The 13,960-nt window shown below is 68.6% G+C and carries 14 protein-coding genes and 2 pseudogenes; 6 read left to right on the top strand and 10 right to left on the bottom strand.

Annotated elements, in window-relative coordinates:
* Positions 1–278 precede the first annotated feature (278 nt).
* Positions 279–1,391 carry an ABC transporter substrate-binding protein gene (locus ABZ840_RS08380; protein WP_361555229.1) on the top strand — a complete coding sequence of 371 codons (1,113 nt, stop codon included), beginning with the start codon at positions 279–281 and terminating at the stop codon, positions 1,389–1,391.
* Positions 1,392–1,479: 88 nt separating this feature from the next.
* Here ABZ840_RS08380 and ABZ840_RS08375 read toward each other — a convergent pair.
* The 6 genes and pseudogenes from ABZ840_RS08375 to ABZ840_RS08350 form a co-directional block, all read right to left on the bottom strand.
* Positions 1,480–1,674 (bottom strand): annotated as a pseudogene (locus ABZ840_RS08375) (DUF6192 family protein); the annotation flags it as partial.
* A gap of 173 nt (positions 1,675–1,847) precedes the next feature.
* Positions 1,848–2,168, bottom strand: a complete 321-nt coding sequence (locus ABZ840_RS08370) for a WhiB family transcriptional regulator (RefSeq protein WP_361555226.1) — start codon at positions 2,166–2,168, stop codon at positions 1,848–1,850.
* Between the two features lie 325 nt (positions 2,169–2,493).
* The gene (locus ABZ840_RS08365) at positions 2,494–2,721 is read right to left on the bottom strand and encodes a PhzF family phenazine biosynthesis protein (RefSeq protein ID WP_361555423.1); all 228 of its coding nucleotides are present in this window, start codon (positions 2,719–2,721) and stop codon (positions 2,494–2,496) included.
* Positions 2,722–3,000: 279 nt separating this feature from the next.
* Positions 3,001–3,294 (bottom strand): PhzF family phenazine biosynthesis protein, encoded by a 294-nt coding sequence (locus ABZ840_RS08360; RefSeq protein ID WP_361555420.1) that lies wholly within the window; start codon positions 3,292–3,294, stop codon positions 3,001–3,003.
* 138 nt (positions 3,295–3,432) lie between these two features.
* Positions 3,433–4,134 carry a DUF4232 domain-containing protein gene (locus ABZ840_RS08355; RefSeq protein WP_361555223.1) on the bottom strand — a complete coding sequence of 234 codons (702 nt, stop codon included), beginning with the start codon at positions 4,132–4,134 and terminating at the stop codon, positions 3,433–3,435.
* Positions 4,135–4,674: 540 nt separating this feature from the next.
* A complete protein-coding gene (locus ABZ840_RS08350) occupies positions 4,675–5,625 on the bottom strand; it encodes a zinc-binding alcohol dehydrogenase family protein (protein WP_361555417.1) in 951 nt (316 codons plus the stop codon).
* 74 nt (positions 5,626–5,699) lie between these two features.
* Here ABZ840_RS08350 and ABZ840_RS08345 point away from each other — a divergent pair, with 74 nt between their 5' ends.
* Positions 5,700–6,365, top strand: a complete 666-nt coding sequence (locus ABZ840_RS08345) for a TetR/AcrR family transcriptional regulator (RefSeq protein WP_361555220.1) — start codon at positions 5,700–5,702, stop codon at positions 6,363–6,365.
* 422 nt (positions 6,366–6,787) lie between these two features.
* Entirely contained in the window at positions 6,788–6,991 is a 204-nt protein-coding gene (locus ABZ840_RS08340) for a hypothetical protein (RefSeq protein WP_361555217.1), read from the top strand.
* Between the two features lie 266 nt (positions 6,992–7,257).
* On the opposite strand, the gene ABZ840_RS08335 is transcribed toward ABZ840_RS08340, so the two are convergent.
* Positions 7,258–7,632 (bottom strand): VOC family protein, encoded by a 375-nt coding sequence (locus ABZ840_RS08335; protein WP_361555214.1) that lies wholly within the window; start codon positions 7,630–7,632, stop codon positions 7,258–7,260.
* A 527-nt stretch (positions 7,633–8,159) separates the two neighbouring features.
* Between ABZ840_RS08335 and ABZ840_RS08330 the strand changes: the two genes are divergently transcribed.
* The 3 genes and pseudogenes from ABZ840_RS08330 to ABZ840_RS08320 form a co-directional block, all read left to right on the top strand.
* Complete coding sequence (locus tag ABZ840_RS08330) at positions 8,160–8,771, top strand: ALF repeat-containing protein (protein ID WP_361555211.1); 612 nt, start codon at positions 8,160–8,162, stop codon at positions 8,769–8,771.
* A gap of 496 nt (positions 8,772–9,267) precedes the next feature.
* A complete protein-coding gene (locus tag ABZ840_RS08325; protein WP_361555208.1) occupies positions 9,268–9,570 on the top strand; it encodes a hypothetical protein in 303 nt (100 codons plus the stop codon).
* A gap of 155 nt (positions 9,571–9,725) precedes the next feature.
* Positions 9,726–9,899: pseudogene (locus ABZ840_RS08320) on the top strand (IS5/IS1182 family transposase); the annotation flags it as partial.
* Here ABZ840_RS08320 and ABZ840_RS08315 read toward each other — a convergent pair.
* From ABZ840_RS08315 to ABZ840_RS08305, 3 genes are all read right to left on the bottom strand, one after another.
* The gene (locus ABZ840_RS08315) at positions 9,880–10,371 is read right to left on the bottom strand and encodes a diadenosine tetraphosphate hydrolase (protein WP_361555205.1); all 492 of its coding nucleotides are present in this window, start codon (positions 10,369–10,371) and stop codon (positions 9,880–9,882) included. The pseudogene ABZ840_RS08320 and the gene ABZ840_RS08315 overlap by 20 nt on opposite strands.
* Positions 10,372–12,191: 1,820 nt before the next feature.
* Positions 12,192–12,824 (bottom strand): cytochrome b, encoded by a 633-nt coding sequence (locus ABZ840_RS08310; RefSeq protein WP_361555202.1) that lies wholly within the window; start codon positions 12,822–12,824, stop codon positions 12,192–12,194.
* On the bottom strand, positions 12,821–13,954 hold the full coding sequence (locus ABZ840_RS08305) for a catalase family peroxidase (RefSeq protein WP_361555199.1): 1,134 nt from the start codon (positions 13,952–13,954) through the stop codon (positions 12,821–12,823). The genes ABZ840_RS08310 and ABZ840_RS08305 overlap by 4 nt, the downstream gene beginning before the upstream one ends.
* Positions 13,955–13,960 lie beyond the last annotated feature (6 nt).

Genomic DNA, 13,960 nt, shown 5'->3' with positions numbered 1-13,960 from the left:
GCCGCGGCCTGGGACACCTTGGACATCAAGTCAGCAAACCGGACAGTCCGCGAGAACGACCCGACCGTGGCGATGGGGCGCATTCCAGTAACGATGAAGCTTGGCGACTCGGCGAACGAATAAGGGGTTGCCTATGGGCGATGGTGGTGGATCCAATGACCGTCGTGATCACACGGGCGCGCCCGCCGCGACGAGACGCGTTGGAGACGTACCGCCGACCCGGCCAGCACGTGCTCAGGGCGTACGGCGACCGCATCGTCCAGGGGAGACACCATCCTATGAACACGTCATCATCACTGTCCGAAGCGGAGCACACGGACGGTTCATCCGTCCGTCTGGGCGCTCTCGTTCCGCTGACGCGGCCAGGCTGGGCCGAGGCGGGCCGGCACCTGCTCGCAGGACTCGAGCTGGCCGCCGGCGAGGTCAACGACGCCGGTGGGATCGGCAGCCAGCCTCTTGAGCTGGTGGTCCGGGACACCGCGGCCGATCCGGAGCGGGCCAAGACGGCCATGAACGAACTGGCCGACCTGGGCGTGGCCGCCGTGGCGGGCGAGTACCACAGCGTCGTCGCCCGCGCCGCTGCCGTCCGGGCCGACGCCCTCGGCGTGCCCTTCCTCTGCTCGTCCGCCGTCCTCGACGCGCTCACCGAACAGCCGACGGAGTGGGTCGCGCGCCTGGCCCCGGCCCAGTCCCATGGCTGGCGGACCTACGCGGACTTCCTCCTCAGCGCGGGTCAGCGGCGGATCGCCGTAGCGACTCAGCCGAGCGTCTACTGGGCGTCCGGGGCCCGCGTCCTGCGGGATCACCTCGCTCCCCGCGGCGGCACCGTCGTCGAACTCGACACGAACGCGCTCACCCCCGAGTCCCTGTGCGACGCACTCGTCGACTACGGCGCTACGGCGCTCCTCCTGCTGGTCGGCCATCCGGAACCGGCGGTGCCGATCGTCAGGGCCGTCCGGGGTGACCGGCGGCTCGCGGAGATCCTGATCGGCGCTCCGGCCGGGCAGCCGGAGTTCGCCGAATGGGCTGCGGCGCTGGGCGAGGACGGCGCCGGGATCCCCTTCCTGCGCTACCTGCCCGAGCGCTTCGGTCCGTTGGGCGAGCGCGTCGGGAAGGAGCTTCACAAGCGGCTGGGCGAAGCGCCGTCGTTCGTCGCCTTCGAGGGCTGGGACACCGTCGCCGTCCTTGCCGAGGTGCTGCGTTCCCACGGCACGGAACGGGCGGCTATCGCCGAGTCGTGGCCACGCGTGGCAGTCGAGGGCACCCGCGGGCCGATCCGGTTCTCGCGTATGCCAGGCATCGGTGTTCGGCAATGGGCCTGGGCGCCGATCCAAGTCGTTGATCGGGACCCGGCGGAACCCGATCGGCTTCGAGTCCTGCACGCCGGCTGAAGGTATGTGGTCCTCGTCTTCGAGCGTACGGGTTGCGGCTCGCCCGGAGTTCCTGAAGGACCGGGCATGGGGCCGGGTCGTGGATCGCCTCGGTCTTCTCCTGCACGGTCTGCGGTGTGTCCGCTTGCCGGCCCGGCCGACGCTTGGCGGCATCGCGGGTCCACCACGCCTCCCCGCTCCGCAGGCCCTCTGGCGGGGCCAGGATGCGCTCGAAGCGGTCGGCGAGCTTCTCCAGGACGCAGTGGGCCTCGAAGGCGTCCCCGTCCGCCCGGTGGTCAGCCATCGTCGCAATCCGCAGGATCACCGACGTGGTCAACCAGGACACCCGCACCTGGCGTGAATCCTGGCTATCAGACTGACCACCGCGAGACGGGCCCCACGGGGTTCCCTGGCGCGGACTTCTGGTGCCAACCGACTTGCGATGCCGCCAAATGAATCACTCGGTCAGGCATCCGTTCACGACGCTGCGTGGACGCCGGCGGGTGCGACGTACTCGGCGACCCGAGCCGCCTCCAACAAGCGTCTCCACGAGCGGACCGTCGGCCGGCGGCGCAGGAGGGCGCGGCGTTCGCGCTCTGTCATGCCGCCCCACACGCCCCACTCGATCCGCTCGTCGAGTGCTTGAGCCAGGCACTCCAAGCGCACCGGACAGCCGCTGCATATCGACTTCACTCGATTCTGCGCTGTTCCTTGTACGAACAGCAGGTCCGGGTCCGCACCTCGGCATACACCGCGCTCGGTCCAGGCGTTCGTCATGGCGCACCCCTCTGTCGTCATCGATCACCGTGTGCATGCGACCGTAAACGCTTTGTGGCCCCTGCATGCATCACCCATACGAGTGGAGTTGGCATGTGCCAGCGGCGCGATCTCCAGGTCGCTCCAGCTCGGGGCAGTGCTGCACCATGAACTCGAACAGGAATTCGCCAGGCAGGCCCTCGGCGTGGCCGACGCGCTTGCCGGCGCCTGCCTCGACCGGAGCCAACTGCGCCCCGGGGGCACAGATTGGACCGGCCGCGACCGGTTCTCGCTCGCCACCGGGCACTACATGATCGTCCTGTACGCCGCACTCGCCGAGGCCGGTACCCACCATCCCCAGCTCAGCTCAGCTCAGTTCGGCTCGGAACGCAGTGACCGCGTCACCCATGATCGAGACCCAGTGGGAGCCGTCTGCTGCCGTCTCGACGGTGGCCTGGACATTTCCTGGCCACCGCATCGCCTCGCCTTGCCGGCCCGTGAACTCCGGCGCCCCCAGAGGCGGGAGCCGGCCGTGTCGCACCGGATAGGCGCCGAGCGGGCCGTGCCCGTTGCCCGTGACCGGGTCTTCCGCGATGCCGACGGCCGGGGCGAAGTTGAAGTTCCGTGCCCAGGTGAGGAGACGGCCCTCGCCCGTGGCGCTGCGTGAAGACCAAGAATCCGTTGCTGCCCACTTCGTGGCTGAGTGCGGTGAGAGCCACCGGGTCCGGGCTCAGCCCATCCACCACGTCGCGTCCGCTCAACTCCACCAGGACCTTCGAGTGGCCGGTCGAGACGATCTGCACCGGTCCGTCGTGCACGAGGTCCGCCCGTGCCGCTCTCGGGGACCGAATCAGCCCGTCGACCTGATCCGGCTTCAGCTCCGGCCGAATTCCGCCCGGTCCTGCCGTATTCCGATCCGGACCCGGTCGGCACGCTGGATTTCCACGTGTTGCCGAAGCTCGGCGCCCGTCTTCTGTACCAGCGGACCCGTCGGCAGACCGTACTCGACGGCCTGGGCGCAGTGGGTCCCGATCGTGGCGTGTCCGCAGGTCGGGACCTCTGCCGTCGGAGTGAAGAAGCGAACCCGCACATCATGGTGGTCCGGTCCGTCCGGCGGCAGCACGAACGCGGTCTCGGAGTTGTTGGGCTCGCCTGCGACGGCAAGTATCTCCCCGCCCTACATCCCGTTCGCGTCCCACACGACTCCCGCCGCATTGCCCGCGAACGGGACGGCAGTGAATGCATCGACACGATAAAGGGGCCTCACAAGCTCGACACCATTTATCAGGTCGGTGGCCGGCGGGGGTCAGAAGTCGTAGGGCTTTTCGGTGCTCCAGTTCAGCACGTCGGCCTCGTTCCAGCTGAACTGCGGCTTCGCGCCCTTGAGAGCGACCGAGTAGAAGGGCCCGTCGTGCCCGTCCGCGCCGCGCAGCGCAAGGGAGAACGACTGCTCCGTGTGATGCCCCGAACCGTAGTCGAAGAGGTTCACCGCGCTGTACACCTTGCCCCCGGGCCGGAGCGTGAGGTGCTTGGTCCCGCCCTCCTTGTCCTTCTTCGAATGCGGAAGCGCGGCCACGTCGACGTCGCCGAGCTTCACGGACGGGTAGGAGGTCACCCAGCACGGCTTGGCACCCTCGTTCGAGGCGGTGACCAGCAGATGGTCGCCCTGCTCGCCGGCGAACCGGTGCACCGCGGTCAGCAGCAGTTCATCACCCCGGCACTGCTGGGCCCCGGCCGCCTGACCCTTGCTCGCGGCCTCCTCCGTCCCGCCCGAGGCGGCCTTCGAGCGCACGTCCTCCTTGGCGCCACCCCCGGTTGCCTGCTCCCCGCCGCTCTTGCCGTCGTCCTTGGACGCGGACGGGCTCTGCGTGGTGCCGGCGGCGCTGTCGCCGCCCGCCGCCGCCTTCGAGCCGCTGTCGTCGGCACCCCCGCAGGCCGTCAGGCCCAGCGCCAGCGCGGCAGTGACTCCGGCCAGAGCGGCGGCACGAATCCGGGAAGTACGCATCATCAGGTTCCCCCTGCTTCTAAAGTGCGGGAGCCTTCTACGTCGTCCCCGCGGTGTGGACACGACTTTTCCCGGAGCCGCTGACGTTCTGGAAACGTCTCACTCACGTCCCGCAAACACACCGCGCACGAACCGGTGGGCCCCAGCCGCAGGCAGCCTGCAATTCCACACCGCCCGGCCCGGGGCTGGGGTTGGGCCGGGCCGGGCGGTCCAAAGACGGGCGACGGCCGAATGCTTGGCTCCGCAAGCGGGACCGCGACGGCAGGGCCTGGGCGTGCGTCAGCGGGCAACGGGTTGGCTGTCCACCTCCTTCCGTGGCTGAGCGTTTCAGTTGCCCTGTGAGCGCTGTAGCGGGTCGGTCGAGCGGCAGTTGCGTCGCTTGCGTCTGAGGAGGAGCGGACGGCGTCAGCCAAGGAGATCCGTCTCAACGGCGGCTTCGTGCCCGGTCGGTGGCATCTGCTCCGAGTGCGGGCGGACGGATGATGGTTGTGGCGGCATGCCGCTGACGCCCAGGTGCCGGGTACTGGACGTCACGGGAGGGCGTCAGAGAATGATGACAGTGCGTTCGCCCGGGGCGTCCTCGTTCGCCCATGCCTTCTCAATGTCGACGAGTGGCATCGGGCGTGGGCGAACCGCCATCGCACCCGAGGTGATCGCGGCGGCGAGCCCGGGAAAGTCCGTGCGGTAGAAGTCGGGTGACACGTTGGCGAATCCGCTTCCCAGGACGCGGATTGCATTGGAGATCAGCGCGAACCCTCGCAATGTGATCTCCGGACCGCCGCCTCCTCCGATCTGTACCCAGTCGAGCGGGCGTGTGTGCTCCGTGCGTGCCCCGAGGACAGCTTGCATGGCGAGCTCCGTGGGCGGTCCCCACACGTAGTCGAGCACCACATCGACTTCCGCCGCGGCCTTGGCGTATGCCGCCGCAGTGGCGTCCCCATCTGGAGTGAGTGCAACCACCTCGTCCGCCCCTTCGGACAGCAGCTCGGTCAGGCGGGCGCGGTTCCGGCCGGCTGCGATCACCCGTCCCGCGCCGAGATGCCGTGCGACCTTGACCGCCATGGAGCCGGCGTTTCCGGTGGCACCGATCACCAGTACCGACTGCCCGGCCGTGAAAGGCACTCGCGCGCGGAGTGCCACCCATGAGGACAGGGCCGGGTTCATGGTGGCTGCGATGACCGCAGGGTCCGCGTCGGCGGGCAGCGGGATCGCGTCGGCGGGGTTGATGACGATGCGTTGCGCGAGCGTGCCGGTGGCGGGAGCCATGACGAAGGCGAGGTCTCCGTCGGGTCTGCGCACGACGGCGTCGACGCCTGCGAGGAACGGCAGCCGGGTGGCGCTTGCGTAGTGCTTCCCCGCCGCGATGCCACGGGTCGCCGGGTGCACTCCCACGGCGATCACGTCGGCTATCTCTTGGCCGGCGGCGGCCTGTGGTTCAGGGATGGCGCGGTAGTGCGGCGGTTCGTCGAAGGATTCCACGAGTGCGGCCTTCATGGTGGTCACGACCCCTCCTTAAGATACAGATGTGTACCTACGCGAAAGCTAGACGGTCGCGGTAAGATACGCAAATGAATCTAAAGTCGGGGCAGCTGACGGGCGCCGGCAGTATGGGCGCGAAGGGCGAGGTGCCGACGGACGGGCATCGTGCCCGCGGCGCCGGCCGCCGCCGCGGGGCCGAGCTGGAGAACGCAATCCTCGACGCCGCGTGGGACGTCCTGGTCGAGCACGGGTACTCCGGCTTCACCTACGAGGCGATCGCGGCTCGCGCCGGCACGAGCCGCCCGGTCCTCTACCGGCGCTGGCCGCAGCGTGAGGACCTGCTGCTGGCCACACTCGCCCGGCACTGGCAGCCCATCGAGGTACCCGACACCGGCAGCCTCCGCGACGACGCGATCGGCTTTCTGCGCAACGCCAGCACAGATCGCGCACAAACGGTGATACTGATGAACATCCAGCTCGGGGACTACTTCCGCGACACGGGGACCAGCGCGAGCGATCTGCGCGAAGCCCTTGGCGGCTCGGACCGGCCGGCGCCCTTCGAGCAGATCGTCGCCCGCGCCGTCGCACGCGGCGAACTGCCCGACGAACAGCGCCCCTCCCGCATCATCAATCTGCCCTTCGACCTGCTCCGCCACGACATGCTGACGACGCTTCGCCCGGTACCGGACGAAGCCGTCACCGAGATCGTGGACCAGGTCTGGCTGCCCTTGCTGAAGCCGTCAGAGCCCCGCTGACCGACTCAACGGTCGATCACCCTGCGCTCGCAGCCACCCGCAACGCTCAACGGGCCAACCGAAGCGCTCAGTCACACCTTCTACAGCTTCCGCTTCTCCCCTGTGCGCGGAGCCCTGGATCCGCGCGGCCGCGCCCACCGCGGTTGCGCGTTTCGCACCCCTCCCACCTCGCCCTGAGTCAGCCCATGCCCGTGGTGGAAAACCAGCGCCTCAGTCATGTCACCCCCTCGTGCCGCGGTACCCAGGTGGCGCCGCAGCACGAATGGCCCGCACCACCGACCCCTGCGGGGTGCAGCCGGACGGATCAGATCGTTGAAGCCGGATCGGTGAGGCGGGATTCGACGTCGGCGACTCGCCGGCCTCGGAAGCGGAGGTTGGAGCGTGCGGCGAGCTTTGGGCGTTCGAGCGGGGCATTGTGGTTCTTGGCTCACTACACGGTCCGCACCGGCTTTGTGTCCGCCTCCGGACCGCACGTAGAGATCCTGACGGAGGGCTGGGATGCCGGCGTCGACGAGGCTGCCGAGGTCCGGCTGGGCGTGCTGCTGCCCAGCACCAAGAGCCGGCGCACCAAGCTCAGCGCGGCCTTCGAGTCCTGCTCGTGTCCCGAAGGATCACTGTCCGGGTGAACCTGTGACCGTTCCGGCTCACACATGCCTGCCTGGCACGTTGCCGGGCCTGCTGCGCTTGCGTCCACACCTCTTCGAACCGCATGCAGGCGCCTTGCGGACCAGTCGGTCAACCGGAGAGAGCGCTGGAGCGCCTCATGGGCCATGAGCCACAGCGAGGCACTGCGTTCGCTCCGTCTTGATGCCGGCTGGGGAACGCTGGCCACCACCGAAGGAGAGCTCGTCACGCGGTCGGGGCCACCGAGGTCGGCCATGGGGAGGGGCGTTCAGGCGCCCGGCAGAAAGAGGCAGAACGGGTGGCCGTGAGGGTCGCGGAGGACGCGTACGTCCTCCTGGGGCTGATGTCCCTCCAGCGTCGCGCCCAAGGCGCAAGCCCGCTCGGTCTCCGCCTCCAGGTCATCGACCCTCAGGTCCAGGTGCGCCTGCATCTGCTGCGCACCCGGACGCTGCGGCCATACCGGAGGCGTGTGGTCGGCCTCCAGCTGGAAGCTGAGGCCGGTGCCTTCCTGTCCTGGGGCCCGCAGACGTACCCACGCCGGATGGCGTTCCACTTCCCTCCAGCCCAGCAGGGCCCGGTAGAAGTCGGCCAACGCAGGCGGATCGGGAGTCCCGAGAACAATGGCACTCAGCGTCGTCGTCATACCCTCACCGTGCCCCCAGCTCTCACCCTCACGCATCAGTCTGGACGCAGGGGCCTACGCCGACGCCGCTGCGACCCTCTCGTCCCCGCCGGGCGTGGAAGGCCTCGGACTTGCCCCGGCGACGTAGCCGCGATGGAGACCATGAGGGCCCGCGCCAGAGGCAGCTGATGCGCGAGTCTTGTACGCGATAGCGCGTTCTGGCACCCACTCGGTGAAAAGTCGTGCTGGTCCTCCTGGCGGCCGCGTGGGGCGCCGGGTGGCACGGTGAGCCTGAAGAAGGGTGCTGGGCGGGCCCCAGTCGGGACGCTCGAAGGCATCCCGCCACCTCTGTCGGGCAAAGCCCCCCGAAGAGGAGTCGGTTGCCGGCCCTGGGCAACTACGGCCTGGCCAGCCAGCGCCCATCGCATCCGGCCCTGCCCCGCGAAGACCGTGCGCATTTTTTCCGGACTAACGGATTTCTGATGCACTTTTGACGTGCATAGGTGATCATCAGCTCACCTGAAGTTCCATCACGGAGGCATGCATCCATGAGACCTGGACCCACACGTGCCGTGCTGCTCGTCCTGGCCACCGCCCTGACGCCAGCGCTCCTCTTCACCGCGCCGGCGTTCGGCGAGAGCCCGGCGGCGTCTGCCCCGGCCACGACCACCACGGCGACCGTGCTCGACACACCGGTGGACGAGATGTCGGAGGCCGAACTGCGTGCCGCGATCGCCGCCATCCTGGCGGACGAGGACAGCGGCCGCGGGGTCGTGCGAGAGGCCAATGAGGCCCTCAACGGCACCGTGGAGGACATGAGGAACTTCTTGAGGACCGGCTATCGGCTGGCCCAGGCCGAGGATGACCGGGTGAGCATCGCTCGCATCCTCCACGTAGCAACACAGAACAAGGACAAGCGAGTCATCGAGGAAGCAAACAAGCTCCTCGACAACAACTCCCCCGAGGAGATGCGCGCCTGGCTCGAGACCGGATACCGGCTGGCCCAGGCCGAGGACGACGCCGTCTATATAGCTCGCATGCTCGCGGACCCGAACATCAGCGACGCCCTCCGCGCCGCTGTCAACGCTGCGCTGGACGACGGCTCGCCCGAGACCCTGCGCTACTTCCGCGAAGTGGGGCAGTACGAGGTGGACGGCTAAGCCGAGCGGGCGCACTCACTCAAGGCGACATGCTGCCCGGGCCCCGCTCCGAAGGCGCCGCCGGCCGGCCAGCAACAGCTCGGGGTACAGCGCGCGGAAGTCCACCGCAGTTTGGGCAGCCTCAGCAGAAGGTCCCGGAGGGGCCCAGCTGGGACCCAATGTCCCGGCGGCATCATCCCGCGTGGCCTGCGCAAGTGACCAACGCGCAGGCACCTCGTCCTCTCCCCTCGCTGTGGTTACAGGTTCGCCCGCATCAACAGCGCGGGCGAACCTGGCTGCTCGGCCGCCCCCGGACTCGATCCGGTTCGCATTTAGCAGCCGGTCGTCGTCGGTCGGCCCCCGCACAAGCGCCGAAACCAGCCTGTCCGGCTCCGGTTCACTCACGGGGATGATCCTCCCCCATGCTGGATTGTCGATCACTCGCCAAGTGCAAGTGTCCCGTCACAACGCAATGCCCACCCTGGACAAAGGGAGTCACGTGCAGCGACGACGACACATGGCCGCCACCCTGGGCACGCTCGCCATGGCGGGAGCCCTGGCCCTCACCGTGCCAAGTTCTGCGTACGCGGCCACCGGAACACTGACCGTGCAAAACCTGCTCACGGGTGCGCAGACCCCTTACGAAAACCCCGGCGACTGCTACACCCTCGGAGTCACCGAGGCCCTTTCCCGCATCAACAACGCAACAGACATGCCTGTCTGGGTCTACGAAGGGCCTGACTGCCAAGGTCCGTCCATTCTGACCCTTGGCCCCGGAGAGTCGAACGTCACCGTGGGTCTCAGCTTCGCCATTCCCTAACGCCTTCACACGCTGACCGCACCGGTTCCAGCAGCCTTTGACGGCAACGGACCCGCCCTGTCGCGCCTGCTGACTGGGCGGGTTCGGCTCCGCCTCGCGCCCCGGGGCTCCGATCGGTGCGCATCGATCAGACGGTGCTTGGCCCTCGACGGGTCCGCGGACCGGTCGGCCGCCCCCGCCCCCAGCCCGACACAGTCTCCGGGGACAAGGCCCAATCATCTCGCAGCAACCGCGTCCACCTGCGTCAACGCGCGATCAGAGCCGTCATCCCGGAGAAGAAGGGCCACGCCGCCAACGGGAAGAAGAAGCTCAGTCGGGGCGGCCGGCCGGCACAATCAGCTGGTCCAGTTCGCTGCCGATCGCTTCCCGCAGCACGTCATGCTGCGGGCCGAGCCTGAATTGCTCGTCGCCCCACCGTTCACGCGGATACAGCCACACCGGAGCGCCCACCACCTCGGCCGGCTCCCACTCGAACCGCGGCCACACATGCGCATGCAGGAACGGGTCCGTGTTCCCCAGGATCTCCAGATTCACCCGCCTGAAAGCCGGGTCCAGCCGCCGGCAGGCCCGCTCAACAGCCTCGCCGAGCTGGTCCATGTCGGACAGGAACGACAGCCGCTTGGCCCTCGGCAAGTCCGACAGCCGCTGCACATCGGGGTCGTCCACGAGGAGAACCGAGTAGCCCGGCAGAAACTGAACATCGCCGATCACCGCGAACCCCGACGTCAACCGCCGCAGGACGGTTGGGTTTTCACCCCGCAGAGCCGCCCCGATTCGGTCCATCCGCCAGTCACCAGTCATGGCCCGAACCTACATGCCGGTGCCCAAGAATCGCTCTCCGCTCCCTGAAGGGCCAAGCCGGTGGAGCGAAGCGCCCCGGCCGTTTTCGAATACCTCCATCGAGTCGGCGCAGGGCCGCGGGGTGGAGCGCCGCAGATGACTGAAGGACCGCGCTGCCGCCTGAAGCCGTACCACTACCTGGGAGGCCGGACGGATGACTTGACGGCCTCATCTTGGCGGATCGCTCATGCGCCACCGGCGCAACTCAACCTGACCAGAACTGAGGCTTTCGACCGGCTCTTCCATGCACCGGATGCTCCCGCAGCCCAGCTGAGACCGACAACGCATTATCGCTGCCGTTGCCCCATGGGCCGGGTGAGACTCCTCGGTCGAGAGTGAAGTCAGCTCTCGTGAACATCTGTGGGGGCTCCGCCCCTCCGTCGCCTCTCAGAGTGGTGGACAAACCTTGCTGCTCGAACCGAACGAAGCCAGTCCCAGCCTCGGCTGGTGAACCGCTGCCACCCATGCGCCTCGCCCCCCGGGGTGAACAGCCTCGGCGCCCAGGACGTGCCCGTACGCTCTTTCTGTCGTTGGCAGCCTGGCTCACCCAGGCCAGAACGCCGCGGTGTCCGGCCATGGCGCTGTGGCGGCGGAGGAAGCGGTGCAGGGCCCTGGCCGGCAACCGGGTGAGGCAGTTGGTTCCCGTAGTCGAGAGGCCCGCCGATGTCCGTTGCCGGGATCAGGCAAGCCGGTGCTCACTGCCTGGGTTCGGATACAGCGTTCTGGGTTGCCGGGGAGAGGACGGCAGCGGTGTTCTGCCGTCCGCGCGTGACCCGGTCTCCGGCAGGCGCCGGTACAGAGTCTTGTTCCACCCAGGCAGGGCCCTCCCCGCGTCAAGCCTGTGGCCTGCGTTGACTTCCTCGGACGACGCGGAGCGCCGCGGCGAGGGCGATGGTGCCGAGCATCCACATCTGGCAGCCCGCTTTGGGGTTGCTGCCGCCCACCCAGCCGCCTTTGATCCACTTTCCGTTCCGGTAGTGCCCCCTGCGCCAGTGCTTGGCCATCATGCCCCCATGTGTCGCTGGTCCCGCAGCAGCAGGGTGCAGGGACGCAAGTGACGGCGGTAGGGCGTGAACACGCCAAAGGCGACCAAGGACTCGCTCACCCGCCTCTCATCACTTCCACCACCGCATCCCCGAGCCGGTGCGAGCGTGCTCCTCCGCACGAGAAGGACGCGCTCGGCGCGGTCCTACGTCTCAAGGACGGGCCACCACTGCGCCCTCGTCCGGCCGATCGGCTTGGCTCGGGCCGGGCCTGCAAGTCCTCCTCACTCACACTCACATCACTCTCTGTGACCGACCGGTGGTCTCAATGATCCACTCACCCTCGACTGCCACACCGTCCGTCGCGCACGGCAGCCGAGCTGGGTACTCTGCCTGCCGGCTGTCACAGACGGGAGGTCACGATCTCAGCATCGGTCCCGATGGACGCAGGTAGCGCGCGGCGGCCGCGCCGGCCACTGCCTGACGCTCGCGGAGACAGTAGTCACCGGCGGCGGCCCGGACACTGCCGGTCAGCATCAGCGCCCTGGCTTCTCGGTAGCGTTCCTGACGCAGGAACGTGAACGTCAGAATCTCCTCGTGATTGTCTTCCGCGGACTTGAAGAGCAGTTCGGGAAGCCTGTTGCGACCGGCGATGAAGTCGCCGATGGGTTCGTGGTGGTCCTCGAAACAGTCCTCGACGTCGTCGCAGATCTGCCGGACGAGCCCGATTGGCTCACCGGCTCTTCCGAGTTCGGGATCCGGGGCGGAGCGGCACCGTGGCCCCCACCCCCGCCCAGGTCATTCCTCCGATCGAGGGGCGCGTCCGAATCCCATGCGGCTGAGGAGCCTGTCGCGTCTGACGAGGGTGTGGAAGAGCACCGCGCACATGTGTGCGGTGAAGAGCGCGAACAGCAGATACGCCAGGAGTGTGTGGGTCTCCCGCAGCACCGCGTACAGGTCCTGGTCGGCGGGGAGCAGTGCCGGAAGGTGCAGCGGTCCCCACAGGTCGACGGGTGTGCCGGCCGCCGAGACCATGCCCCAGCCGACGAGCGGCTGCGCGAACATCAGGGCGTACATGAGGTATTCGGAGCCGGACGCCGCGATCCGTTCCCATGGGCCCATGCTTGGGGGGTGGGGCGGTGGCCGGTGCAGCAGCCGGTTGACGAAACGCAGTACGACGAGGGCGAGGATCAGCGTTCCGAGTGGCTGGTGGAGCGAACGCAGTTCGGCGTAGTGAGCGGGGGAAGTCACCATGGCGACCCCGATGAACAGCATGGCGATCACCGCTGCCGCCATCGCCCAGTGCAGCAGCCGGGAGAACGGTGTGAACCTCGGTGCGGCCGCCGTCTCGCCGAGGCCACCCTCCGTCGTCTCCCCTGGTGTGTTTCCGTCGACATGGTGGTGTGTCTGGTTGTTGGTGGGTGTGTTCACTGCAGCACCTTGGAGACGTCGACGGGGCTGGGCTGCTTGGACTCGCCTGCGCGGCGCTTGTAGGACTGGGAGTAGACGGCCGAACGGGCGCTGAGCAGTGGATCGTCGGATCCCGCGATTCCGTCCGGCAGGACGAGCGGGTCGAAGTTGACGTCGCGGCCGTTCCCCTCGGCCTCGGTGTGTACCGCGTCGAGGGTCAGCGTCCCGGCGTCGATCTTCCTCCGGTCGGCGGGCCAGGGACGGGTGGCGTCGTGCGTGGGATCGCCGGAGTGCCCGACCGTCAGCATCAGCCGCCAGCGCAGCGGCCCCTCGGCAAGCTTGGCGATCAGTGTGTCGAACAGGTGGTTCTTGCTTGGCGCCTTGTCCGCATCGTTCCCCTCGCCCGTGTTGCCCGGTCCGGTCGGCTGCAACGGCGTCAGCGACCAGCGCACGGGGACGGTGGTGCCCGCCGCGTTGGTGAAGCGGAAGGCGTTCAGGCCGTAGAAGGTGCTGTCGTCGAAGCCGGAGGTGGGCGGGTGTTTCTTGTTGTACGCCATTGCCGCGGCGGTCTCCGGGTGTGCGGCGAGGAAGTCGGCCATCCTGCGCGGGTCGGGTTTTCCCGTGGCGGGCAGCGGCTTGGCCGCGAGGATCCGGTCGTAGAAGCCCTGAGGCGTGCTGTCGAGGAAGACCGGAGTGTTGATCATGGCTGTGCGCCACTGCTCTCCGTTGGGCAGGTCGAAGAGCAGGCCGAGCCCTCGTACCAGGGGGTTGGCGTCGGCGACGTCGGGCGCGCCGCCGGAGACGGAGAACCGCCCCGTCACGGGGGTGGTCCGCCCGGGCTCGAACACCGCGGCCTTCGACACTTCGCGCCCGCCGCGGGCGACGAAATGCCCCGAGACGCTCACGCCCTTGGCGTGGTTGCGCCGGAAGCCGGTGTGTTTGCCGGCCACCCGCTCGAAGCGGTCGACGAAGCGGGCTGGGGTCAGTCTGTCCTCAGGGAGCAGGTCGGCGGCGTACGCGAAGGCGCCCACATTCGCCGCGCCGACGCCGACGGTAGCGGCGAGCCCGAGCAGGGCGCGCCGGCTCAGGGCCGGCGTCGGGGCCGGCCGGGGTGAGGGAGGGGGCGTCGCCGTCCCGTTGTCCTCGTTCATTTCCCT

The organism is Streptomyces sp. NPDC047117 (assembly GCF_040643545.1).
Taxonomy (GTDB): domain Bacteria; phylum Actinomycetota; class Actinomycetes; order Streptomycetales; family Streptomycetaceae; genus Streptomyces.
The sequence above is the reverse complement of the archived record's forward strand: the minus strand, read 5'-3'. Positions and strand labels throughout refer to the sequence as shown.